This window comes from Paraburkholderia sp. CI2 (assembly GCF_014201055.1).
GTDB lineage: Bacteria > Pseudomonadota > Gammaproteobacteria > Burkholderiales > Burkholderiaceae > Paraburkholderia > Paraburkholderia tuberum.
In genome coordinates this window covers 72862-96909 of the sequence record NZ_JACHDL010000021.1, presented here as the reverse complement: position 1 = coordinate 96909, position 24048 = coordinate 72862, and the positions used below count along the sequence as shown (strand labels likewise).

The following is a 24048-nucleotide window of genomic DNA, read 5'->3' as shown; positions in this document are numbered from 1 at the left end:
ACCAGCTCTTACCACTATTCAACGGTGCCTGGATCGTCAGAGCGCTCGAACAAGACGATCAAATCGTCGCAGGCAATTCGACACCGCTCCAATTCTTTTTCGGGGACCACCGAGAAATGCGCGCGATCATTACGCACCGGAGCAATCGCCTTTATGATATCTTCAAATTCTCTTTTATCTCGGAATCGTGATTTAAAATGTGTCCAAGCCACATTGCTTATAATTAACGCTTGCAGATCACCAATGTACATACACGACATGATATCTCGACTATCCGGCTGTCTGCTTAGCCTGTATTGCTTAGCGCTCTTCTCCTGAATCTCCAGAATTTTTTCCCACGTTTTGTCGCCCAGTATTTTTCGCATGGTTGGCAACGCGCTATACCCAAAAGCAGCAACGTACGTGCGCAATACGACATCCCTGAGCAGTAGTTCAGCTTCCTCGATCAAACGCCAAGTCTCGTGGGTTTTCCCTTCACCACTGTGCGCCACGAGCGAAGATTTGAAATAAGACCAGAAAAGCTGATTAGCCGGCAACACTCGCTTTTCCAAAAATAGCGCAACGCCGGTATAGCAAAGCTCGTCAATAACCCGCGAGGCCGTAAATTGATTAAGACGCGCATTGAACAAGCGTTGAGCAACATCACCAAGACTCAAATTCTGTACATTGCATAGAGCGGTTGCGACACACAGGGCTTCAGGGGTCAGCGATCCAATCCAATTATCCAGAAGCCCTCTATTGCGGGACAGTACAATTTCGGAAATCGTCTCGGTATCCAAGGCGGTGATCAAAGTTCCTGACAATTCATCCACAAACCGGGTCATCAGTCCCGCGTGACCACCGGTTTCTGCATAAACGAAATCGGCATAGATCCCTTGATTCGATTCATCCCCGTTGAGAGAGTGTCGACAATATGTCGCAACGTCATCCTTGGACAAATTATTAATTGTGATTGGAGCTGCTCGACTGCCGATCGGTGAAGTGCTGTCCTCTGAAAGTTTATATAGGTGCTGCGCACCAGCGAAGACAAACGACAAGTACACCGGGCGAAGTTCAGATTCACCGTACAGCAACGCAAAAAGATTATCTTGGAAGCCTCTCGTGAACCGATCATTCAAAATTCTTTTGGCTTCGTCAAGAAGAAACATGAGATGGATATCCACCTCACCACAGCCGCGACCGATAATTTCTAGATTCGAAATAAACTGTGTCAGCGAGTCGCCTGAGCATTCCGACTCATTCGAATAAGAAAAAGTGAATCCATCGATTTGCCGCGCGCACTGTGCTGCTGCGGCCGCAATTAGAAATGAGAAAAAATCAGTAGATGTTGCTTCGATAGGCAAACGCATTAGATCGACATACACTGGTACGTCGAGACTTGCTAGCGTACCGACGTTCGCCTTTTTCATAGACAGTACTTCTGTCAGCTTTCGGAGCAGAGTCGTTTTGCCAGACTGACGCCCACCAAACAACAAGACCGCCCCATGCTTTTTGGCCGCTCTTACCACGTCGTTGATCAGTTGATCACGACCGACACACAACGTCGATTGCTTGGAGTTCGAATTTTTATCCACGAGTAATTCCTTGGCCGAGTTGCAACCAACGACGCAAAAGTTCAATTGATATCGACGCGTTGTCGTCCATCAACTTTACAATTTGATAACCTAAAAGGTGACGTAGATTTACCCGACTATCCCCAGATTTCTTTACCAACTCCTTAATTGGTAAAGTGCCACCGGCCTCAACGATAGCCACGCATGCATCTAGCTCATCAGGATAGTCACGCGAGAAGCGATCCAATACTTCTTGAAAATCCTTTCCTGCAACCTCAAGATACCGGTCCGTAAGACTTTCGATCATTTCGGGGCGGACATTAAGCGGCCTTTGCGTATGCTGTTCCGACAAAAAGCTACATAATTGCCTTGTGAAGAACGGATGCCCGCCAGTCAATCGAAAAATAAGCTCGCACGCGTTTGCTGGGATATTAATGCCCATACCCCGCCCCAAAACCTGAACCATTGTTGTAAGTTCCTTTGGTTGCAGCAAAGGAAGGTATATTTCTCTGAAAAAATTGAATACGGGATTATCTTTTCTGTCAAATTGAGAAACTTCGGCAATTGCTGCATTCGCGCCCGTAACTATAGGTACGAAGTCCGCCGACTCCTGCGAAACGCCTCGGATATAGCTGAAGAAATCAAAAAATCCACCGAATCCTTCCTTCCCCAATCCGTTCGGAAGCAAGCGCTCAATTTCATCCAACATTAAAACGATCTTTGGTTTCGGGCTCGACGCGCTTTGCTCAATAGCTTTTAGTGCTTGCGTCAAATCGGAATCGAAAGCCGTGGCAATAGGAAAATCTGCGGGGACGTCAAGAAAATCCGGAAATGCTTGGCCGATGCGCCATTTCACCCCCTTTAAGCCGACCTTTATGCTCGAACGATGTAGTTCGGCCCCAAGCTTCCAATACAGCCAGCGTGTGTTCGCGACGTCCGCTGGCACCCGGAGCAAATCTACGTACAAAACTATATCGCCGGCCTCGGTGCCACGACGCTCCACCTCTTTCAATATGGACGTCTTGCCTACTTTCCGGAGTCCAAAGATACCTGCCGCAGTGCCAGTAGATATCGCATCGCGTAGTTCCGCTAGCGGCTTTTCACGACCAAAAAACCTACGTCCCGATACGGGAGAGTTCAGCGCAAATAGGTCCCGGCGATACAACCATTGATCAAGCACGGTTCGAAGCGTTGCCATCGCATCAAGACTTGTCTCCAATTCCGACTGCGTTAATGGCACGATGGCCGGAACCGACCGAGTGCGATCTTCAATCCTTCTAAATAGTGTACTTTGTAGAGTTTCAGGAAGAGAGGACACGATCACAATTGCGACTTGCTCATCGACCAAGCCCGATTCGCCTTCGATCTTCGCAACTCTGTCGATACCTTCAAGATCTGACCGAGTAATGTCTGATTTAAAAAAACATCTGATAAGTAGGCCACCCGCTATGCCGTAGCTCTCGAGAAGTTCCGGTCTATCAACTTCAACGACAAAGTCAGCTCCGGCAGTAGCTTGGTCGAAAAGTTGTGCTCGCAGCATCTTGAATCCGGCTTTTTGGATGAACTCAAACGCCACATTTCCACGGTGATGTTGAATTCGCACGCTAGCGACTTGCATCGCCAAGAGATCGGATCTTGGTAACGCCTGTTTGCCAGTCTTACTGTGCGCCAGCACCCGCTCGGCAGCTTGATAGGTTTCAAGCGCTTTTTTAAGATCTAGATGCGTGCCCTTCTTAATATAGATTCGGGCTATGGCTAGGAGAAAGATTCCCTCGTTCGCCGTCTCATTTTGCCGGGCAAGACGAAGTCCTTCCTCAAAATAGCGCAACGCGAGATTACTGTCCCCCATGGAATATGCGAGATTTCCGGCGTCATCGCGCAGCTTTGAATTATTTGGGAATAGCGCAATGCATTTTTGATAAATGCGCATTGCTTCCGCCCGGCGATTTCGATTTTTCTGCATCGCCGCATAGCTGGTAGCCAACTGCACGGTTGGGAATTTTTCCAAGCCCCGTTCGTAAAGTCTTTCGGCTTCCGCGAATTGCCGGTTATCTCTTGCGAGGATGGCTTGCGCTAGAATTTCTGCCGCGGCTTTGGGGGCAACCGGTTCGCGGTCAGTACCTCTAGATTCGGCTTGAACTGAAGTGTCGAGCGATAAATCACGTGCTTGGAAGCCGAGTTCATTCTTGACCACGGTGAATGTGACCCGATCACCCGGCTGGGGCGATGCGTCTTTGTCGAGGAGTTCTGCAAAGCTAAAAAATATTGTCGCCCCGGCGGAATCGCGGATCGTCCCACACGAAAGACTCGTCTCAATCGTTGCAATAGTGCCGTCACGCGTCTCACTAGACTCGCTGGTTTCGTCCGGCACTTCCAGGTGAACATCCGTAGCCAGCGTTCCGCGCGGAACGCTTTCCTTCTGATATACAACGCGGTCGCCACTTCTCAGTACGAGCGCTACGGACCGCAACGATCGCCTATGCACGATGAGCTTTTCCTCCCCGTCCGCAGGCTCGTCGGGGAGAATAAATCCGTACCCGCCGCGATCATCATAGTTTTCGACAGTGCCCCGAGCGTACGCTTTCATCGTTTTCTCTCGCGATAGGTTTTGCGAAGAGTATAGCGAATCGCGCAGCGCGAATACGCCGGCCACGGCGCCGTGCCCAACTGAGCAATTCGGGAACGGAAGCATCAGCTATGGCCGACAATCGGCGGCCGCACTTTACTTGGACGAATGGCGGTTCCTCCATCGTAAACAGACTCTCAAGGACAGGTCTCAATTTCCCGCACTTGACCGTTCATTCACCGCACTATGTGATCCATTCCGCTTCACTGCGCAGCATGTGAAGAATCAACCGCGAAATAATCGGGCATGCGCGGGCGGTGGCGCAGCGTGAAGGGCGCGCCTCCACTCAAGGCGTGGCGCGCGACGCGTTTTGCAAGCGCGGGAGGGACTTCGGACGCCGGGCGTACTGCTCAATGCCGACGCTCGAACAGGTGAGCGGTGCGACCCCGCCTCATGTATTGCTGAAATTTGCTTACACCTGCGCTTCCACAGATTCAGAATGCAAAAAGCCCAGCGGGCGAACGCTGGGCTTAGTGCTTTATTTTACTGGTACGGCAGGAGGGGCTCGAACCCCCGACCCTCGGCTTAGAAGGCCGATGCTCTATCCAGCTGAGCTACTGCCGTATGGATCGATATCTGCATGAAACCGGCACTCGCGGCGAGCCGCCCGATTTCCCACAAACTAAAATTCTAACTGACCTGCAACCAACCGGGCCCGGATTATAACTGATCGCCCGGCGCGCTCAGACCGGCTGCGGATGCAGCATGAACCAGCCGAGGAACAGGATCCCCGCGATCGCGCAGTACGCGCCGAACGACGCGAGACGTCCGCGGCCTTCGAAATAGCGCATCAGGAAACGCACGCTCAGGTACGCTGCGATCGCGGTCAGCACGCCGCCCAGCACCGCGTCGGCAAGCTGGCTCGGCGCGTGAAGCAGCTTCGGCAGTTCGAGTACGCCAGCCGCGAAAATGATCGGCGTGCCGAGCAGGAACGAAAACTCGGCGGCTTTCTCGGTGGTGAGGCCGGCCGCATTGCCGGCGATCATCGTCAGGCCACTGCGCGAGAAGCCCGGAATCAGCGCGCCGATCTGCGCGAGGCCGACGAAGAACGCCTGGCGGAACGTCAGCTTTTCCGGCGCCTGATGCGCGCGCGCGCGTTGCAGACGATCGCCGAACCACAGCAGCGCGCCATTCACGATCAACGCAATCGCGACGATCCGCAGATCATGAAAAAGCGCCTCGAGGCGCTTTTCCAGCACGAGACCGACGAGGCCCGCCGGAATCGTACCGATGATCAGCGCCCACATCATGTGACCGTCGTCGTTGCGGCGGCCGCCGAGCGACGCGAAGAAACCGCGCACCAGCGCGTACCAGCGCGCGCGGAAGTACCACAGCAGCGCGAACGCGGTGCCGAGATGCAGGGCGACGAGGAACGGCAGCAGTTGCGGCGCATGCTTGTCGATATGCATGTCGAACAGGGCTGGCACGAGCAACGTGTGGCCAAGGCTGCTCACCGGAAACAGTTCGGTAACGCCTTGAAGCACGCTCAGAAAAATGAGAAACGACAGGTTCACGCGGCGGTCCTTGTAAGCAAAGTGTCGGGAACTGCGCGCCGCACAAAAGGGGGAGCCGGCGCGTCAAAGGCGCACCGATTATGCCTGGCTACACACCCAGCGCCAAGCGGTTAGGCCACATTCGGAGAAATATTGACGCGCCGCGTCACAACTCGACACCGTTGTTACGCGAGAGCAAGAAAGCGGGCGGCGGATTCGTCGCGCGCGTGCTGCGAAAGCAGGGAATGAAACCAGCGGATCAGCGCTTGAGAGAGTGGAAGAAGTAATACGTGCTGGCGGTGAATATTCCGAATAAGCCCACCGCCATTGCCATTGCGAGATCCATGATGCCTCCTGAGCCGATTCGCCCGGGAGTCGGATGGACCGGACGCTCCGACGGATTATCAATAGGATTCGCCCTTTTCCGACACCCGCAATTTCCCGGGAAGGGTTTCCCCGTAGCGCAAAGCAGCGCAAAATCGCGGTTTCGCCGCGCGAGACGCAGCCGAAGCGAATGGCGCAAAACGCCGCTTCGATGCAGATGCAACGGCCGACCCACGCGGCCGCTTTGCGCGACCCTCAACCTCTATCTGGCTAGCTGTTGACCATGCCCCTCTCCCCGGAACAGGACATTCTCGAGATCGCCCAGGACGCCTCGGTGCTCCGTTTTTCGCCGCAAGCCGGCGGCCGTCTGCTGTCGTGGACGATCGACGGCGAAGAGGTGATTCACTGGCCCGAGCACGCCGACTGGAGCGTGCCCGCGCGGATTCGCGGCGGCAATCCGCTGCTGTTTCCATTTCTCGGCCGTCATCGCGTCGACGGCAAGATCGGCTATTGGCGTGACGCGCGGGGCACCGTGCGCGAGCTGCCGATGCACGGCTTCGCGCGCGACCTGCCGTTCGAGCCTCACGCCGACGTGCATGGCGCCGGCCTGCGGATGGTTCTGACCGACAGTGAAGCGACCCGCGGCTCCTATCCGTTCGGCTTCCGCTTCGAGGCCGCCTACGAGCTCATCGATCCGCGCACGCTCGACGTGACGCTGACCACCACCAATACCGGCGACGCGCGCCTGCCCTACTACGCCGGCCATCACTTCTACTTCACGCTGCCGCACACGCAGCGCGCGCAAACGACGCTCGAACTGCCGCGCACCGAGCGGTGCCGTCAGCTCGAGGACGGCTCGATCAGCCCCGCCGAGCCGGGCGAAGCGAGCTACACGCTCGACGAAGACCGGATCTACGATCGCTTCCATTGCCTGACCGGCACGCCCGATCGACCGGTGAGGGTCGAGGCGCCGGGCATCGATCGCGTGATCACGATCGATCTGCAGCGGCCCGGCTCGGTGCCCTGGTACGCGGTGACGACGTGGACTGAAACGCCGCAGTCGGACTTTTACTGCGTGGAGCCGTGGCTCGGGTTGCCCGATGCGATCCACAACGGCCGAGGTTTGCGCTGGCTCGAGCCGGGACAAACCGAAACGGCGGCACTGCGCATTACCGTCGAGAAGACCAGCTGATACGCCGACGCCGGCGGCGAGCCGCTCGAAGCGGCCGCCCGCCACTTCGCCCCCCTCGCCGGGGGGCGCAACACAAAACCGTTAGAATCGAACGCTTTGTCTGTCTGTGCCGCGTGATCGGGATCAGCGCGCGGCAGTGCTTTGCGAGGTCCAATGCTGGAAACGACAAGAATCAAACGACTCGGCTGCGCGGCATTGCTCGCGCTGCTCGCCGCGTGCGGGTCGGCGCCGGTGGGACCGGGCTACTACCGGGTCGAACGGGGCGACACGCTGTCGAAAATCGCGCGCGGCAACCGGCAATCGGTGCAGAGCATCGCACGCTGGAACAACCTGACCAATCCCGACAGCATCGAGGTCGGCCAGGTGCTGCGCGTCGCGCCGCCAGGCGGCGCGGCGTCGACGAGCGGCGCGATCCGCAGCGGCGGTGGCGGTAGCAGCAGTGGCAGCGCGAGCGCGGCGGCCGCGCCGCGTCCTGCGCCCGCGGACACTACGCCGGCGACCGCGCCCGCGCCGATCTCGCTGGTATGGCCGGCCGACGGCACGGTGTTCCGCCGTTTCGACGGCGGCAACTCGAAGGGTATCGATATTGCCGCGGCGGCCGGCACGCCCATCGTCGCGGCGGCGCCTGGCACCGTCGTCTATGCGGGCAACGGTCTGCGCGGCTACGGCAATCTGCTGATCCTCAAGCACAACGCCGACTATCTGACCGCTTACGCGCATAACCGCGCGCTGTTGGTGAAGGAAGGCGAATCGGTCAAGCGCGGCCAGAAAATCGCCGAAATGGGCGACACCGATACCGATCGCGTAATGCTGCATTTCGAACTGCGCTACCAGGGCCGTTCGATCGATCCGTCGAAACAACTGCCACCGCGCTAGGCGGCGGGCGCGGGAACCCGCCGTGCTATAAACGCTCAATTCGAAGCGGCGTGGCTGCGCGCCACGCCCTTCCGTTATTTGCAAGGAATCTGAAATGAAAAGCCCATTGGCGCGCGTCGCGACGGCTGCGACGATCAGTCTTGGCCTCCTGACGCTCGGCGGCCTCGGCGGCTGCTCGACCACGACCACGATGACCTATCTGCCGAGCGGCGACACCGGCTTCGCGATCAACTGCAGCGGCAGCGATGCCAGCACGAGCTGGGCCGAGTGCTACAAGCGCGCGGGCGAAACCTGCGGCAACTACGGGTACGACGTGGTTTCGAAAGACGTCGACAACGGCGCGACGTCGGGCGGCACGATCGGTGGGATTTTCGGCGCGAATGTGAAAAACCGTTCGATGGTCATCCGCTGCAAGCAGTAAAAGGCAGCGCGCCGTGCGGCACGCGCGGCCGCCGAGCGGCAGAGCGTCACCGCTTAGCGGCGTCGCCAGCGCCCGGAGCGCGGATCGATGCGCGCGGCGAAGCGCACCAGCAACGCGAGCGCGATTAGCCACACGCCGACAAAAATGATCACCCCGGTCATGAGTCTCGCGCCGAAAAAAATAATCCGCCATCATCGGCCGCACATGTGAATTCGCGGTGAAGATCGCTGCGGCAGGTTAAACATCCGCGTAAATCCATTAAAAAAAAGCCCGGCACGAGGCCGGGCTAACGGGGGTTCGGCGCATATCGGCAAAGGACCGGTTCACCATGCGCCAGAACGAAATCTAACAATCTGCATTTCCAAGCGCAATGTATTAATTTTGCAGCCAATGTTACACGGCGTACGGATTCCGCAATCCGTGAATCGGAAATGTCGGAATCAGACCGGCTTAATGCGCCGCAGCCGGGATACTCCACACGCCAAATCATTCAAACCAGGAATGTCGGAGTATCGCACCGGCTAATGCTCCTGGGCGATCGGCGGAAAGTCCCGCCAAACCAGCAGAGGAAATACGTCTGGCCGAATAACACTAACTCATTCGGCAATAACGCCGCTTTGGCTTGCGAATATTAACTTGGTGCGGAAACGCACGTAACGCATCGATTAGTCGCGGCAACTCTTCCGAATAAGCGCCGATACTTCTTCACAACAAATTCGCGAATAGTGAAATCTTTAACATTGACAATTCCGCCGACAATATTGAAACCGCATTCAAACTCGTTTCAGTTTTGAATATTCGGACGATTAATAGCCGGTGCTGATAGACGGCACGCCTCGTGTGCCGCCGTCGTTGAATCCGCCGGCATCCAGGTTCAGAATCCGATTCAGTCCAAGCTGCGTAAAAGGCCGCCCGGCACGTTGCGCAAGGCCGCCACGCGGCCCGCCGGTCCTTGCCGATAGTTTATAGTGACGGCCCCGTCCGACCCTGTCCACGATGACTTCCAACGACGCCTCCCAAAGCCCCCTTTATGCGAAGCTGCTCGGCGAAACCGCCAAGATCGGCTGGAGCGAACTCGAACGTTTTTTTGCGCGCGGCATACTGCTGCACGTCGCGCGCGACCTCGATCTCGTGAGCGTCGCCGAGGCAATCGCCAACGACGACACCACCCGGGTCGCCCAATGGTTGTCCTCCGGCCTCGTCGTGCGCGTTCAGTCGGAGACGGCCGCCGATTTCGCCGCGCGCGACCCCGAGCTGTGGGCCGTCGTCGTCTCTCCTTGGGTGTGCGTGCAGGAGCGCTCTTGAACGACGCGAGGACGCCCGATGCCGGTATGCCCCCCGCCGCGCGATCCGAAACCGCCGCACACCCAGCCAGCGCGCCCGCGCTGCCGGTGCGCTGGCATCGCCGGGTGCTCGCGCTCGCGTTGCCGATCGTCCTCGCGAATCTGACGCAACCGATCCTCGGCGCGGTCGACACCGCCGTCGCTGGTCATCTGGACAGTGCCTCTTACCTCGGCGGCGTCGCGCTCGGCGGGCTCTTCTTCAACTTCGTGTTCTGGGGCTTCGGCTTCCTGCGCATGGGCACGACCGGCCTCGTCGCGCAGGCGCACGGCGCGGGCCGCAGCGACGAGTTGCGCAACACCGTCGTGCGCGCACTGCTGATGGCGGCCGCGATCGGCGCACTGGTGCTGCTCGTGCAGCAACCGCTGATCGACTATGCGCTGCGGGCGATCGGCGGCAGTGACGCCGTGCAGCGGCACGCGCAGGTTTATTGCCACGCGCGCATCTGGGCCGCGCCGCTCGCGCTCGGCAACTACGTGATACTCGGCTGGCTGCTCGGCACGCAGCAGGTGCGGCTCGCATTGCTGTCGCAGGTCTTCATCAACAGCGTGAACATCGCCGCGGTGCTGCTGTACGTGTACGCGTTTCATTGGGGCGTGGCCGGCATCGGCGCGGCTACCGCGACCGCCGACGCGCTCGGCTTCGTGCTCGGGCTCGCCCTGCTATGGCACGGCAGGCCGCGCGGCCTGCCCGCGCTGAATCGCGCCGCCTTGTTCGACGCCGCCGCGCTGAAGCGGCTCGTCGTGCTCAATCGCGACATCTTCGTGCGCACGCTGTGCCTGCTGTCGTCGTTCGGCTGGTTCGCGCATCTCGGCGCGCGGCAAGGCGACGCGACGCTCGCCGCGAACGCATTGCTACTCAATTTCCAGACCTTCATGGCGTACGGGCTCGACGGTTTCGCGCACGCGGCCGAGGCGCTGGTCGGCGCGGCGATCGGTGCGCGCGATCGTCACGCGTTCGCGCAGGCGGTCAAGGTCACCGCGCTGTGGTCGGCGCTAGGCGCGATCGGCTTCTCGTGCGTGTACTGGGGCGCGGGCGCGTGGATCATCGAGCGGCTGACCGATCAGGCCGCCGTGCGTGCCGCGGCCGAAACCTATCTGCCGTGGGCGGCGCTGTCGCCGGTCATTTCGGTGTGGGGCTTCCTGCTCGACGGCGTGTTCATCGGCGCGACGCGAACGCGCGAGCTGATGATGTCGATGGCCGTGTCGCTTGCGGTGTTCGTGGCGGCGTCGTCGGCATTGCTCGCGTGGCACGGCAATCACGGGCTGTGGATCGCGCTGCTGATCTTCATGGCCACGCGTGGCGCAACGCTCGCGCGTTACCTGCCGGGCGTGTCGCCGGGGATTGCGGCTGCCTAGCGCAGTGCGCTGGGCACCGTTGGCTATTCGGCGGACGACAGACCGTTACGGCTTGAAACAAGCGCATACATATCGCATAACGAGCGCGTCCTGGAATGCTCTCAGCCCGTGCTCTCCGCGCGAACCGTCGGCACGGGTCAGACGTGCCGGCGTGCCCGCGCCGGTGCTTCGCTTTCCCCGCCCTTTCCCGAAGTTTTCACTTCAACGAGCGCTCACTGCGCGACGGGCGCGGGCACCATCGCGGGCGGCCGATCGTCGGTGGGCACGCCGTGGTAGTCGGCGGGATCATGTGGTGGACTGCCGCGATGCGCGGACGGATTGTCCGCACAGCCGGCGACGCCGGCGCACAACAGCAAGGCAAGAGTCAGAACGCGGGTCATTTTGCAATCGTCTCCGGGACAAAGCGATGGCGGACGTCCGCCGGCGCGCCGAGAGTCTAACCGCAAAGCGCGTTCGGCGACGCCATCACAACACACCTTGTGCGTCGCTCGTTCCAATTCGTGAGATTTCGCCGGACCTGCGCTACCATGGGTTCATGGCTGAACCTACCGGGAGACTGCCATGGACGGTGAATCGATCGCGGGCCTGATCGGGCTCGCAATAGGCCTGATCGTGCTGGTGGCGTTGTCGATTTTCGAATCGCGGGCCTACCGGCGTGAACACGATGGCGAGGGCATGCTGCACCACTGGACGCATCAGCATCTACATATGCCGCATTGGAGGCGTCCAAGGCATTGATGCGGGTGATCTTCGACTCTGACCGAATGGCCTCTGGCCGCGGCACCGGCATGTCACGGTGCCTCAGTCGCGCGGTCCGCTCGATGACGCGTTGACCGGCGTTGCGGCGCCTGCGCGCATCGAGGTCCGCTGGACGTGCGCAACGCCTTTCCGGTTCTTTCGGCATACCTACATCGAACGACGACGCTTCCTGCGTCGCTCTCTCCTTCTGCGCTTTCGTCCAAGGCCTCACTGCATCGAGCTTAACGGGTGATGGGCACATGCCTTGCTGGTTCCGATCCAGCAACAGACGCGCGACACGCGCGTCGATTGTCGCGGCGCGCGCGCCAAACCAGCGTGAAGATGCGGCCAGCGATTTCGCGGCCCCCTCAAAAAGGAGAACGCCATGACCGTCGGAACCATCCTGCTAATCGTGCTCATCCTGCTGCTGATCGGCGCGTTGCCAAGCTGGCCGTATAGCAGCGGCTGGGGCTATCGGCCGACTGGACTCGTCGGCGTCGTGCTGATCATCGTGATCGTTCTGCTGTTGATGGGGCGTATATAGCCCACCGCGAGGCCGGCGCGAGCCCGCTACGGTGAACGTCGTTGCCCGTGCGGTTGGTGCCGCCAAGGGATTGACGCTCCTGCCCGCACCCCCTATACTCCCGGATTCGTCGGAGCGTAGCGCAGCCTGGTAGCGCATCTGATTTGGGATCAGAGGGTCGTAGGTTCGAATCCTATCGCTCCGACCACGAAAAGCAGGTCGAAACCCGCGAAGCCTCCGGCTTCGCGGGTTTTTGCTTTTTTGGCTCGCGTTCACGTGGACGCCGACAGCCGACCCGTCAGGCACTCGCCTTGCAAATCATCACCCGCGCATGCGACAGTGCTTGGGGCAGCTACCTCGCCGCGAAGACGCGCAAGCCCGCCGCAACGCCATCCCAAGCCGCTCAAAAAGGAGACTCCCATGGACCTGATCCTCTGGCGTCACGCCGAAGCAGAAGATGTCGCCGCGAGCGATCTCTCCCGCGCGCTCACCACGCGCGGCCGCAAGCAGGCGCAGAACGCCGCGAAATGGCTGCGCGCCCGTTTGCCCGACGACGCGGTCATACTCGCGAGCCCCGCCGTGCGCACCATCCAGACCGCCGAGACGTTGAGCGACAAGTACCGCATCGTGCGCGAACTCGCGCCGAACGCGAGCGCGAACGACGTGCTGGAAGCGGCCGGCTGGCCCGGCGGCATCGCGCAAACCGTCGTGATCGTCGGCCATCAACCGACGCTCGGCCACGTCGCCGCGCAACTGCTCGGCGACAGCCGCGCGAGCTGGCCACTGAAAAAAGCCGGCATCTGGTGGATCGAGAGCCGCGAGCGCAACGGCGAAGATGAGGCGGTGTTGCGCGCCGCCATCAGCCCCGATCTGATCTAAGCGCGCGTGTCGCGCGACACCTCCGACATTACAGGCACCCACGCGAGGGCTTACGGGCAGTCATCCAATCGTCACGGCTTTGCCATGCGAGCGTCACCGCGCGTTACTACATTGGCGAAAAAAGAAATCCTCACTCTTTTCGACCAGGACAGCCAATGCGAGAACTGCCGACGCCCACCCTGCCCTTCGCCTCGCTTTTCGAACCGCGCCGTCTGCCACGCGCCGAGGAAACGGTCACCGCGCAGCATCGCCTGCAAGTGTCGTGGGCGCGTACCGACGAAGAGCTGCGTGAAGCGCAGCGTCTACGCTATCGCGTCTTCGCCGACGAAATGGGCGCACGCCTCAGCGGCCCCGCGGGCCTCGACGTCGACGCCTTCGATTCGTACTGCGACCATTTGCTGGTACGCGATCTCGACACGTTGAAAGTAGTCGGCACGTATCGCGCTCTGCCGCCGCACCAGGCCGCGCGCATCGGCCGTCTATATGCGGAAAGCGAGTTCGACGTGTCGCGTCTCACGCATCTGCGCGCGAAGATGGTCGAGGTCGGCCGCTCGTGCGTGCATCCGGACTATCGCAGCGGCTCGGTGATCATGTCGCTATGGGCTGGGCTCGCCGCGTACATGAAGCACAACGGCTACGAGACGATGCTCGGCTGCGCGAGCGTCGCGATGGCCGACGGCGGCCACTATGCGGCGAACCTGTATTGCTCGCTGCGCGACAACGCGCTGACCGCGCCCGAATATCGCGCGTTCCCGCATACGCCGCTGCCGGTCGACGAACTGCAGACGGGTGCCGCCGTCGCGCCGCCCCCGCTCGTGAAGGGCTACTTGCGTCTCGGCGCGAAGATTTGCGGCGCACCGGCGTGGGACCCCGACTTCAATACCGCGGATTTCCTGACGCTGTTCCGTCTGTCCGATATCAACGCGCGCTATGCGCGGCACTTCCTCGGCGATGCGTTGCCGCGATAAGCTGCGCCGAGATACGAAAAAGCCCTGCATTTGCAGGGCTTTTTTTGTTCGTGCACACGCCGCGAATCGACGCGTGCGTCGATTCGCATCGCGTCAATCGTCCGTATAAACGACACGGTACGGAATCCCGACTTTCTCCCACTCCGCCGCCTCCTGGATCAGGCTGTAATCCGTCAACGGATTGTTGGCGACCCACTCGTTCGGCAAACGCACCTCGTAACCGCCGTTCGCCTGAGCAACCGTGATGCCCGGCAGGCCGACGTCCGCGCGTCGACGGCACAGCAACGCCGCGAGCCGCAGACAGAACAGCAGTGGCCATTCGACGTCGCGCGTCTGCGACAGCTTGCCGAGCTTGCCCGCATGGCCGAGCACGAGCGCGGCGAGGCGCGCCTGGTCGGTACGCGAAAAGCCCGGCATGTCGGCATTGCTCGCGATATAAGCCGAGTGTTTGTGATACGCGCTATGCGAGATCGACAGCCCGATTTCGTGCAGCGACGCCGCCCAGCCGATGAACATGCGGTTTTCCGCGCGGCGTTCCTCGTCCGGTTCGACGAACTGGTCGTAGAAGCTCGTCGACAGATCGCCGATGCGCACCGCCTGTGGGCGATCGACGCCATAGCGGCGCATGAAGCCCTCGACCGTCACCGTACGCATGTCCTCGTGCTGCGAACGGCCGAGCAGGTCGTACATGACGCCGAGGCGCAGCGCGCCGTCGGTGGTGTCGACATAGTCGACGCCCAGTTCGTCGAACACCGCGATCATGATCGACAGCCCGCCCGCGAGCACCGGCACGCGGTCGCTCTTCAGCGCAATCAGTTTCAGCCGGTTGACGTTTTCGGCCTTGATCAGCGCGCGCTTGAGCCGCTCGAGGCCGCCGCGCGAAATGCCGTGGGTGACGCCCGCATCGTTGAAATTGTTCGCCTCGACCAGTTCGGCGAGCGCGCGCGCGGTGCCCGACGAGCCGATCGCCTGCTCCCAGCCGGTCTTCTTGTATTCGGCGGAAATGATCTGGATTTCGCGGCGCGCGGCGAGCTCGGCCTGGCGCATCGTGTACTCGTCGACGTTGCCGGCCGGGAAAAACGCGCGGCTATGGCTCACGCAGCCGATATACAAACTCTCCATCATCATCGGCGTGTAGTGCGAGCCGATGATGAATTCCGTCGAGCCACCGCCAATATCGACGACGAGCCGCTTGCCCGCGCTCGCCGGCACCGAGTGCGCGGCGCCCGCATAAATCAGGCGCGCTTCCTCGCGCCCGGCGATCACCTCGATCGGAAAACCGAGCGCGGCCTGCGCTTCGCCGAGAAATTCGCCCGCATTCTTCGCGATGCGCAGCGTATTGGTCGCGACCGCGCGCACGTGGTCCGGATGAAAATCGCGCAACCGCTCGCCGAAGCGCTTCAGCGCATCCCAGCCACGCACCTGCGATGCGCGATCGAGCATCTTGTCGCTTGATAGCCCGGCCGCGAGCCGCACCGGCTCGCGCAAGGCGTCGACCTGATAGATCTGGCTGCCCGCGTCGGTTTCCTCGACCCGGCCCACGATGAGCCGGAAGCTGTTCGAACCGAGATCGACGGCGGCGAGGAGATGAGGAAGATTGACCATCGGGTAAGCGTACTCCATGCGCGCGAGCGCGGCGGCTGCGGCCGAGGGCGTGACGGCGGACTCCGGCAGCGCCGCGCGCCCGCCCGGCGCCTTCGGCGCATGGTGCGCGTCGCGGCCGGCCGCACTGTTCAAAGACGCCATTCTAAGCGTAGCAGCCTTCACGGTGTCACCTCGCGGCGCAGGGAGTTCGGTATCGTCGCATAGGTAGCGCGTCATATTGACGACAGACGACGATTGCGGCATAAAATGTTAAAAAATCGCCGATGTCATCATGACGTCATCAAACCGTGAGAATTTCCGAGCGTCTTTCCGTCTCCATTTCAGATATTCCAATCCCGCCGCCGATGTCCGTCCGCTATCCCCTATTGAATCGCGAGCTGGGCATTCTGGGTTTCAACGAGCGTGTGTTGGCGCAAGCCGCCGATCCCGCCGTCCCCTTGCTCGAACGTCTCCGCTTTATCTGCATCACCAGTAGCAACCTCGACGAATTCTTCGAAGTCCGCATGGCCGGGCTTCAGGAACAGATGGGCGACAACCCCGGCGCATTGTCGCCCGACGGCATGTCGCTGCTTCACATGTACGACCTCGTGGTCGAACGTGCGCAGAAGCTCGTGCATCGCCAGTACACCATGCTGCACGACACGGTGCTCACCGCGCTCGAACAGGAAGGCATCTATTTCCACGGCAACGAAGCCTGGAGCGACGCGCAGACCGAATGGGCGCGCAACTACTTCTTCAACGAACTGCTGCCGGTGCTCACGCCGATCGGTCTCGACCCCGCGCATCCGTTTCCGCGCGTGCTGAACAAGAGCCTGAACTTCGTCGTCGAGCTCGAGGGCAAGGACGCGTTCGGCCGTCAGGCGATGATGGGCATCGTGCAGGCGCCGCGCGCGCTGCCGCGACTCGTGCGCATGCCGCAGGAGCTGTCGGGTTATCCGCATGGCTTCGTGCTGCTGAGCTCGCTGCTCCAACACTTTGTCGGCGAGCTGTTTCCGAATCTCTTCGTGCGCAGCTGCAATCAGTTTCGCATCACGCGCAACAGCGAGCTGTTCGTCGACGAAGACGAAATCACCAATCTGCGCGTCGCGTTGCAGGGCGAACTGCCGGCGCGGCATCTGGGCAATGCGGTGCGGCTCGAAGTGTCGGCGGAAACGCCCTCGCATGTGGTGCGGCGCCTGCTCGACGAAAGCGGTCTGTCGAACAAGGACTGCTACTACGTGAACGGCCCCGTCAATCTGGTGCGGCTGATGCAGCTGCCCGAGATGGTCGACCGGCCCGATCTGAAGTTCGTGCCGCACATTCCGTCGACGCCGAGGCAGATCGCCAACAGCGCGAGCATGTTCGACGTGATCGATCAGGGCGACGTGCTGCTGCATCATCCGTACGAGAGCTTCCAGCCGGTGCTCGAGCTGCTGTTGCAGGCGGCCAAGGACCCGAACGTGGTCGCGATCAAGCAGACCATCTATCGGACCGGCACCGACTCGCCGCTGATGGATGCGCTGATGCAGGCCGCGCGCAACGGCAAGGAAGTCACGGTGGTCGTCGAGCTGCTCGCGCGCTTCGACGAGGAAACCAACATCAACTGGGCCTCGCAGCTCGAAGCGGTCGGCGCGCACGTGGTCTACGGCGTAGTCGGCCACAAGTGCCACGCGAAGATGATGCTGATCGTGCGACGCGTGTCGGCGGGCGGCAAGTCGAGCCTGAAGCGCTACGTGCACCTCGGCACGGGCAACTATCACCCGCGCACCGCGCGCCTCTATACCGATTTCGGTCTGATGACCGCCGATCAGAAGATCTGCGAGGACGTGCACCATGTGTTCCAGCAGCTCACCGGCATCGGCGGCGAGCTGAAGCTGCACGAGCTGTGGCAGTCGCCGTTCACGCTGCATCCGAAGCTCGTCGACGCGATCCGCAAGGAAGCCGAGCATGCGCGCGCGGGCAAGAAGGCGCGCATCGTCGCGAAGATGAACGCGCTGCTCGAGCCGACGGTGATCGCCGAGCTGTACGAAGCATCGCAGGCCGGCGTGAAGATCGATCTGATCGTGCGCGGCGTGTGCTCGCTGCAGCCGGGCGTGCAAGGGCTCTCCGAGAACATCACGGTGCGCTCGATCGTCGGGCGCTTTCTCGAACACCATCGCATCTACTACTTCTACGACGGCGGCAAGGAACAGGTCTATCTGTCGAGCGCCGACTGGATGGATCGCAATCTGTTCCGGCGCGTCGAAGTCGCATTCCCGGTCAACAACCGGCGACTGAAGCGGCGCGTGATCGCGGAAGGGCTGTCGGCGTTTCTCGGCGACAACCAGTCGGCCTGGTTGATGCAGAGCGACGGTCACTATCGCCGGCGCCGGCCGGGCAAGGCGTCGCGCAATGCTCAGATGAGTCTGCTCGGCAAGTTCTGTTCGTAGTCGTCCGCGTTTCGGGTGACTGCCGCGCTCAAACCTGTGCGGTTTGACAGCGCGCCGTCCGATACACCGGAAAGCGCACCGTGAACGTGCTGCCGCGCCCTTCTTCGCTCTTCACGTCGAGTTGCGCATCGTGCCGTTGCAGTACGTGCTTGACGATCGCGAGACCGAGCCCGGTGCCGCCCGTGTCGCGCGAACGGCTGCGATCGACGCGATAGAAGCGCTCGGTGAGCCGCGGGATATCGGCGGCCGGAATGCCGAGGCCGCTATCGGCGACCGAGAACACCGCATGGCCACCCTGCGCACGCCAGTTAACCTTGATCGAGCCGCCGTCCGGCGTGTAGCGGATCGCGTTCGTCACCAGATTGCCGAATGCGCTGAAAATCTCGGTTTCCACGCCGGTGACGGTCAGCGCTTCGTCGGCATCGAAGACGATCTTGTGATGATCGCTGGACAAGCTCTGCGCGTCGTCATGCAGATGCCGCAACACCGCGCGCATGTCGATCATCTGATCGCTCGGTGGCTTGTTATCGCCTTCGAGCGTCGCGAGCACGAGCAGATCGCTGACGATATGACGCATGCGCGACGCCTGCTGCTCCATCAGCTCGAGATAACGCGCGCGCTCGGCTTCGCCCAACGGCAGCTCGCGCATCGTCTCGAGAAAGCCGGACAACACGGTGAGCGGCGTTTTCAATTCGTGCGACACGTTGGCGACGAAGTCACGCCGCATCGCGTCGGTGCGCTCGAGCTCGGTGATGTCCTGCGACAGCACGAGCTTGCGATTGTCGCCGTAAGGAAACACCTGCACCGACAGCACGTTCTGGCGCTTGTCGCCCATGCCGCGCATGATCAGCATTTCCTCGTACCGATGTGAATTCAGATAGCGCACGAAATCCGGATGACGCACCAGATGCGTGATGTGCTGACGCAGATCGCGCTTCGCATCGAGCCCAAAGTGGCTTTCGGAAATCGCGTTGCACCACTCGATCTGATCATGATCGTCGAGCATCGCGACACCGTTAGGCGACGCCTGGATCGCCTGGATGAAACGCGAATGCTGCTGCTCGACCTGGCGCACCTGGGCATGCCAGCGCTTCGCGAGCTTGTGCAGACGGTAATAGATTTCGCCCCAGATGCCGGGGGCGCTCGGCACTTCGCCGTACACCGGCGCGTCGAGCAGACGCCACAGACGCTGCTTGTGGAAGGTACTGAAGACGCTCTGTGCGAGCAGCAGGACGATGGCGAGAGCGAGCCCTGCCTTGACGTTCAGCAGTGCGCCGACCACCGCGCACAGAACAGCAAGCAGCACGACCGACACGATGGAGCGCGCCCAGATGATGTTCATGGTCTAGCGATCGAAGAGAAAATACAGCGCAGGAGGGAGGTACGGCGACACAGCGCCGTGCAATGCAGCGCGCCGACGACGGCTATCAGGCGCTCTTCGCCAGCCGGTAACCGCTGCCGCGTACCGTTTCAATCATAGCATCGCACCCGGCCGGCTTGAGTGCCGCGCGCAGACGCTTGATATGCACGTCGACGGTCCGCTCTTCGACGAACACGTGATCGCCCCACACCTGATCGAGCAGTTGCGTGCGGCTGTGCACGCGCTCCGGGTGAGTCATGAAGAAGTGCAGCAGACGGAATTCGGTCGGGCCGAGATCGAGCTTGATCTCGCTGCCTTCCGCATGCGCGGCGACGCGGTGCGTGGCCGGATCGAGCTTCAGGCCGTTGATTGCGACCACGTCTTCGGTCAGCTGCGGCGCGCGGCGGCGCAGCACCGCCTTGATGCGCGCCATCAGTTCCTTCGGCGAGAACGGCTTCGTCACGTAGTCGTCGGCGCCGATCTCGAGGCCGAGCACCTTGTCCTGCTCGTCGCCTCGCGCGGTCAGCATGATGATCGGGATATGCTTCGTACGCTCGTTGTTGCGCAGATCGCGCGCGAACGAAATACCCGATTTACCCGGCAACATCCAGTCGAGCAGCACGAGATCGGGCAGTACGTCGCTGATCAGGTTGTGCGCCTGCTCCGCGTTGTACGCGCGAATCGGGCAGTGCCCGGCGTGTTGAAGATTGACCGAAATCAGTTCGGAAATGGCGGGCTCATCTTCAATGACGAGAATGCTGCTGGGCATCGGCACCTCTGTTCCTTATCTCTGGATTAGCTGAGCGCTTCGCGTTCGAGCGTGTCGCGCGACTGGTGCCGCACGTCGGTACCCTTGACGATGTAGATGATGAATTCCGCGATGTTCTTCGCGTGGTCGCCGATCCGCTCGATTGCCTTCGCGATGAACAGGAAGTCGAGGCCCACCGAGATCGAACGCGGATCTTCCGTCATATACGAAATCAGCTTGCGCACGAACGCGCGGAATTCCTCGTCGATCGCCTTGTCGTCGCGCACGATCTGCGCGGCGGCGACCGTGTCCAGACGCGCGAACGCGTCCAGCGCACGGCGCAGGATCGACACGGCCATTTCGCCCGACAGCTTGATCTCGGCGATGTTGATGGTGCGCGATGCGCCGTCTTCCATCAGACGCTTGGTGCGCTTCGCGATCTTTTCGGCTTCGTCGCCGGCGCGCTCGAGGTTCGTGATGGTCTTCGAGATCGCGATCAGCAAGCGCAGATCGCGCGCGGCCGGCTGACGGCGCGCGATGATGTTGCTGCACTCTTCGTCGATCTCGACTTCCATCTTGTTCAGACGGTCTTCGGCGACGATCACCTGCTCGGCGATGTCGAGGTCGAATTCGTTGAGCGCCTGCATCGCGTTGACGATCTGCGATTCGACGAGACCGCCCATTTCGAGCACCTTCGACGAAACGAGGTTCAGGTCGGCGTCGAACTGGCTGGACAGATGTTTATCGGACATGTCGTACTCCGTTGTATTGCCCGGCGGATTAGCCGAAGCGGCCGGTGATGTAGTCCTCGGTTTCCTTGCGGACCGGCTTGATGAAGATCTTTTCGGTGTCGCCGAATTCGATCAGTTCGCCGAGGTACATATAGGCAGTGTAGTCCGAACAGCGGGCCGCCTGCTGCATGTTGTGCGTGACGATCACCACCGTGTAGTCGCTCTTGAGTTCAGCGATCAGCTCTTCGATACGGCCCGTCGAAATCGGGTCGAGCGCCGAGCAGGGCTCGTCGAGCAGCAGCACTTCGGGGCGAATTGCAATACCGCGCGCGATGCACAGACGCTGCTGCTGGCCGCCCGACAAACCGTAGCCGCTCTGGCCGAGCTTGTCCTTCACTTCGTTCCACAGCGCCGCCTTGGTCAGCGCCCATTCGACGCGATCGTCCATTTCCGAGCGCGACAGCTTCTCGAACATCTTCACGCCGAACGCGATGTTGTCGTAGATCGACATCGGGAACGGCGTCGGCTTCTGGAACACCATGCCGATGCGCGCGCGCAGCAGCGAAATGTCCTGGCGCACGGTCAGCAGGTTTTCGCCGTCCATCACGATTTCGCCTTCCGCGCGCTGCTCCGGGTAGAGCGCGTACATCTTGTTGAAGGTACGCAGCAGCGTGGACTTGCCGCAGCCCGACGGGCCGATGAACGCGGTCACCTTGCCTTCGGGAATCTGCAGATTGATGTTCTTCAGCGCGTGATACTTGCCGTAGAAGAAGTTGAGGTCCTTGACCTCGATCTTCGGATGCGACGGCGTTTGTGCGTGAGCGCTGCTTTCGGGGTCGGAGCCCGCGGGCGCGGCGTGCCCGGTCGGATTGAGTTGGGTTTCTGCCATGTTCATCGGATTCACTCCGCCCTTACTTGTTCGAGAAGATCGCGCGCGCGAGGATGTTCAGTCCCAGCACCGCGAGCGTGATCAGGAAGACGCCGGCCCACGCGAGAGATTGCCACTGCGCGAACGGGCTCATCGCAAACTTGTAGATCGTGACCGGCAGGTTGGCGACCGGCTGGCCCATATCGACCGAGAAGAACTGGTTCGACAACGCGGTGAAGAGGAGAGGCGCGGTTTCGCCGGCAATCCGCGCGACCCCGAGCAGCACACCGGTGACGACGCCCGCGATCGACGCCTTCAGCGTGATCGACAGCACCATCTTCCACTTCGGCGTGCCGAGCGCGAACGCGGCTTCACGCATCGCGCTCGGCACGAGTTTCAGCATGTTTTCGGTCGTGCGGATCACGATCGGAATCTGCAGCAACGCGAGCGCGAACGCGCCGGCCCAGCCGCTGAAGTGGCCCATCTTCGCGACGACGAGCGCGTAGACGAACAGACCGATCACGATCGACGGCGCCGACAACAGGATGTCGTTGATGAAGCGCGTGAGGTTCGCGAGCCAGCCCTTCTGGCCGTATTCGGCGAGATAGACGCCCGCCATGATGCCGATCGGCGTGCCGACGAGCGTTGCGAGCCCTACCAGCATCACGCTGCCGACGATCGCGTTGGCGAGACCGCCGCCGTCGGTGTTCGGCGGCGGCGTCGACTGCGTGAACAGCTCGACCGACAGACCGCCGATACCGAGACGCAGCGTCGTATAGAGAATCCACACGAGCCACAGGAGACCGAACGCCATCGCCGCGAGCGACATCGTCAGCGCGAGCGCGTTCGTCATGCGACGGCGTCCTTGCAGGCGCACGCGCATCGTTTCGAGCGTCGCGGGGTCCTTCAGACCCGGTATGTTCAGGGACGGCCCGCTCATTTCGCGCCCTCCCCTTTCTCAAGACGCAGCAGCATGATTTTCGAAATCGCCAGCACGATGAATGTAATCACGAACAGGATCAGGCCGAGTTCCATTAGCGCCGACGTATGCAGGCCCGGCTCCGCTTCCGCGAACTCATTGGCGAGCGCCGAGGTGATGCTGTTGCCCGGCGAAAACAGCGAAATATTGTCGAGCAGGTTGGTGTTGCCGATTACGAACGTGACCGCCATCGTCTCACCCAGCGCGCGGCCGAGACCGAGCATGACGCCGCCGATCACACCGCTCTTCGTGAACGGCAGCACGATCTTCCACATCACTTCCCACGTCGTGCAGCCGATACCGTACGCCGATTCCTTCAGCAGCACCGGCGTGACTTCGAACACGTCGCGCATCACCGCTGCGATGTACGGGATGATCATGATCGCAAGGATCACGCCCGCGCACAGAATGCCGATGCCGATCGGCGGACCGGCGAACAGCGCGCCGACGATCGGAATGCCGCCGAGCACCGCGCCTAACGGCTTCTGGAACCACACCGCGAAGATCGGCGCGAACACGAGCAGACCCCACATGCCGTACACGATCGACGGAATCGCGGCGAGCAGCTCGATCGCGATGCCGAGCGGCCGGCGCAGCCACGCGGGCGACAGTTCAGTCAGAAACAGCGCGATACCGAAGCTGACGGGCACCGCGATGAGCAGAGCGATGATCGACGTCGCGAGAGTGCCGTAGATCGGCACGAGCGCGCCAAATTGCTTGCTGGGTGGATCCCACACCGCCGTCCACAGGAACGCGAGACCGAACTCGCGAATCGACGGCATCGAGGCGACGATCAGCGACACGATGATGCCGCCGAGCAGCAGCAGCGTGACGATGGCGGAAAGGCGTGCGAGGCCGCCGAAGATCACATCGCCCGAGCGGCCAGGCGCTTTCTGCTGCGACGCGCTGCCAGGCGGAGTGGCCCGGCTCGTGCCGGACCCTAAATGAATATCGGACATGAGAGCCTGAGGGACCTGTTTCCAGTTGCCGGACGACACATGTCGGGCGGTCGGTGATGCATGCGGCGCATGCCGCGTGAAAGTCACAGGCCGTCCTC

The 24048-nt window shown here is 61.2% G+C and carries 21 protein-coding genes and 2 tRNA genes; 11 read left to right on the top strand and 12 right to left on the bottom strand.

The window, feature by feature from the left end; genetic code table 11:
• Positions 1-14: 14 nt before the first annotated feature.
• The 4 genes from HDG32_RS25560 to HDG32_RS25545 all read right to left on the bottom strand — a co-directional run bounded on the left by HDG32_RS25560 (position 15) and on the right by HDG32_RS25545 (position 5693).
• Positions 15-1574 carry a hypothetical protein gene (locus HDG32_RS25560; protein ID WP_184071690.1) on the bottom strand — a complete coding sequence of 520 codons (1560 nt, stop codon included), beginning with the start codon at positions 1572-1574 and terminating at the stop codon, positions 15-17.
• Complete coding sequence (locus HDG32_RS25555) at positions 1567-4140, bottom strand: cold shock domain-containing protein (RefSeq protein WP_184071688.1); 2574 nt, start codon at positions 4138-4140, stop codon at positions 1567-1569. The genes HDG32_RS25560 and HDG32_RS25555 overlap by 8 nt, the downstream gene beginning before the upstream one ends.
• Positions 4141-4666: 526 nt before the next feature.
• A tRNA-Arg gene (locus HDG32_RS25550) sits at positions 4667-4743 on the bottom strand.
• A gap of 119 nt (positions 4744-4862) precedes the next feature.
• Positions 4863-5693 carry an undecaprenyl-diphosphate phosphatase gene (locus HDG32_RS25545; RefSeq protein ID WP_184071686.1) on the bottom strand — a complete coding sequence of 277 codons (831 nt, stop codon included), beginning with the start codon at positions 5691-5693 and terminating at the stop codon, positions 4863-4865.
• A 586-nt stretch (positions 5694-6279) separates the two neighbouring features.
• On the opposite strand from HDG32_RS25545, the gene HDG32_RS25540 reads away from it, so the two are divergent.
• The 5 genes from HDG32_RS25540 to HDG32_RS25520 all read left to right on the top strand — a co-directional run bounded on the left by HDG32_RS25540 (position 6280) and on the right by HDG32_RS25520 (position 11184).
• Positions 6280-7188 carry an aldose epimerase gene (locus HDG32_RS25540; RefSeq protein WP_184071684.1) on the top strand — a complete coding sequence of 303 codons (909 nt, stop codon included), beginning with the start codon at positions 6280-6282 and terminating at the stop codon, positions 7186-7188.
• A 153-nt stretch (positions 7189-7341) separates the two neighbouring features.
• Positions 7342-8064: a peptidoglycan DD-metalloendopeptidase family protein gene (locus HDG32_RS25535; protein ID WP_184071682.1), complete on the top strand. Its 723-nt coding sequence runs from the start codon at positions 7342-7344 to the stop codon at positions 8062-8064.
• Between the two features lie 94 nt (positions 8065-8158).
• Positions 8159-8485 carry a hypothetical protein gene (locus tag HDG32_RS25530; protein ID WP_018433468.1) on the top strand — a complete coding sequence of 109 codons (327 nt, stop codon included), beginning with the start codon at positions 8159-8161 and terminating at the stop codon, positions 8483-8485.
• A 996-nt stretch (positions 8486-9481) separates the two neighbouring features.
• Positions 9482-9790, top strand: a complete 309-nt coding sequence (locus HDG32_RS25525) for a DUF2288 domain-containing protein (RefSeq protein ID WP_090801091.1) — start codon at positions 9482-9484, stop codon at positions 9788-9790.
• Between the two features lie 26 nt (positions 9791-9816).
• The gene (locus HDG32_RS25520; protein ID WP_184071747.1) at positions 9817-11184 is read left to right on the top strand and encodes an MATE family efflux transporter; all 1368 of its coding nucleotides are present in this window, start codon (positions 9817-9819) and stop codon (positions 11182-11184) included.
• A 212-nt stretch (positions 11185-11396) separates the two neighbouring features.
• On the opposite strand, the gene HDG32_RS25515 is transcribed toward HDG32_RS25520, so the two are convergent.
• Positions 11397-11564 carry a hypothetical protein gene (locus HDG32_RS25515; protein ID WP_167368601.1) on the bottom strand — a complete coding sequence of 56 codons (168 nt, stop codon included), beginning with the start codon at positions 11562-11564 and terminating at the stop codon, positions 11397-11399.
• A gap of 181 nt (positions 11565-11745) precedes the next feature.
• Between HDG32_RS25515 and HDG32_RS25510 the strand changes: the two genes are divergently transcribed.
• From HDG32_RS25510 to HDG32_RS25490, 5 genes are all read left to right on the top strand, one after another.
• The gene (locus HDG32_RS25510; RefSeq protein ID WP_018421224.1) at positions 11746-11922 is read left to right on the top strand and encodes a hypothetical protein; all 177 of its coding nucleotides are present in this window, start codon (positions 11746-11748) and stop codon (positions 11920-11922) included.
• A 385-nt stretch (positions 11923-12307) separates the two neighbouring features.
• Positions 12308-12466: a DUF3309 family protein gene (locus tag HDG32_RS25505; RefSeq protein ID WP_090801093.1), complete on the top strand. Its 159-nt coding sequence runs from the start codon at positions 12308-12310 to the stop codon at positions 12464-12466.
• Between the two features lie 110 nt (positions 12467-12576).
• Positions 12577-12653 (top strand) — tRNA-Pro (locus HDG32_RS25500).
• 212 nt (positions 12654-12865) lie between these two features.
• Positions 12866-13324 (top strand): histidine phosphatase family protein, encoded by a 459-nt coding sequence (locus tag HDG32_RS25495; RefSeq protein WP_184071680.1) that lies wholly within the window; start codon positions 12866-12868, stop codon positions 13322-13324.
• A gap of 155 nt (positions 13325-13479) precedes the next feature.
• A complete protein-coding gene (locus HDG32_RS25490; RefSeq protein WP_184028352.1) occupies positions 13480-14292 on the top strand; it encodes a GNAT family N-acetyltransferase in 813 nt (270 codons plus the stop codon).
• Between the two features lie 93 nt (positions 14293-14385).
• On the opposite strand, the gene ppx is transcribed toward HDG32_RS25490, so the two are convergent.
• On the bottom strand, positions 14386-16038 hold the full coding sequence (ppx, locus tag HDG32_RS25485; protein ID WP_184071678.1) for an exopolyphosphatase: 1653 nt from the start codon (positions 16036-16038) through the stop codon (positions 14386-14388).
• Between the two features lie 203 nt (positions 16039-16241).
• Between ppx and ppk1 the strand changes: the two genes are divergently transcribed.
• Positions 16242-18305 (top strand): polyphosphate kinase 1, encoded by a 2064-nt coding sequence (ppk1, locus tag HDG32_RS25480; RefSeq protein WP_184071676.1) that lies wholly within the window; start codon positions 16242-16244, stop codon positions 18303-18305.
• Between the two features lie 28 nt (positions 18306-18333).
• Here the strand turns inward: ppk1 and phoR are convergent, their stop codons facing one another.
• The 6 genes from phoR to pstC all read right to left on the bottom strand — a co-directional run bounded on the left by phoR (position 18334) and on the right by pstC (position 23950).
• Positions 18334-19647 (bottom strand): phosphate regulon sensor histidine kinase PhoR, encoded by a 1314-nt coding sequence (gene phoR / locus HDG32_RS25475; protein ID WP_184071674.1) that lies wholly within the window; start codon positions 19645-19647, stop codon positions 18334-18336.
• A gap of 85 nt (positions 19648-19732) precedes the next feature.
• Positions 19733-20434 (bottom strand): phosphate regulon transcriptional regulator PhoB, encoded by a 702-nt coding sequence (gene phoB, locus HDG32_RS25470; protein WP_008922879.1) that lies wholly within the window; start codon positions 20432-20434, stop codon positions 19733-19735.
• A gap of 26 nt (positions 20435-20460) precedes the next feature.
• Complete coding sequence (phoU, locus tag HDG32_RS25465; protein WP_184028343.1) at positions 20461-21165, bottom strand: phosphate signaling complex protein PhoU; 705 nt, start codon at positions 21163-21165, stop codon at positions 20461-20463.
• 28 nt (positions 21166-21193) lie between these two features.
• A complete protein-coding gene (gene pstB / locus HDG32_RS25460) occupies positions 21194-22039 on the bottom strand; it encodes a phosphate ABC transporter ATP-binding protein PstB (RefSeq protein WP_184071672.1) in 846 nt (281 codons plus the stop codon).
• Between the two features lie 16 nt (positions 22040-22055).
• The gene (gene pstA / locus HDG32_RS25455; RefSeq protein ID WP_184071670.1) at positions 22056-22952 is read right to left on the bottom strand and encodes a phosphate ABC transporter permease PstA; all 897 of its coding nucleotides are present in this window, start codon (positions 22950-22952) and stop codon (positions 22056-22058) included.
• Positions 22949-23950, bottom strand: a complete 1002-nt coding sequence (gene pstC / locus HDG32_RS25450; protein ID WP_184071668.1) for a phosphate ABC transporter permease PstC — start codon at positions 23948-23950, stop codon at positions 22949-22951. The genes pstA and pstC overlap by 4 nt, the downstream gene beginning before the upstream one ends.
• Positions 23951-24048: the final 98 nt, after the last annotated feature.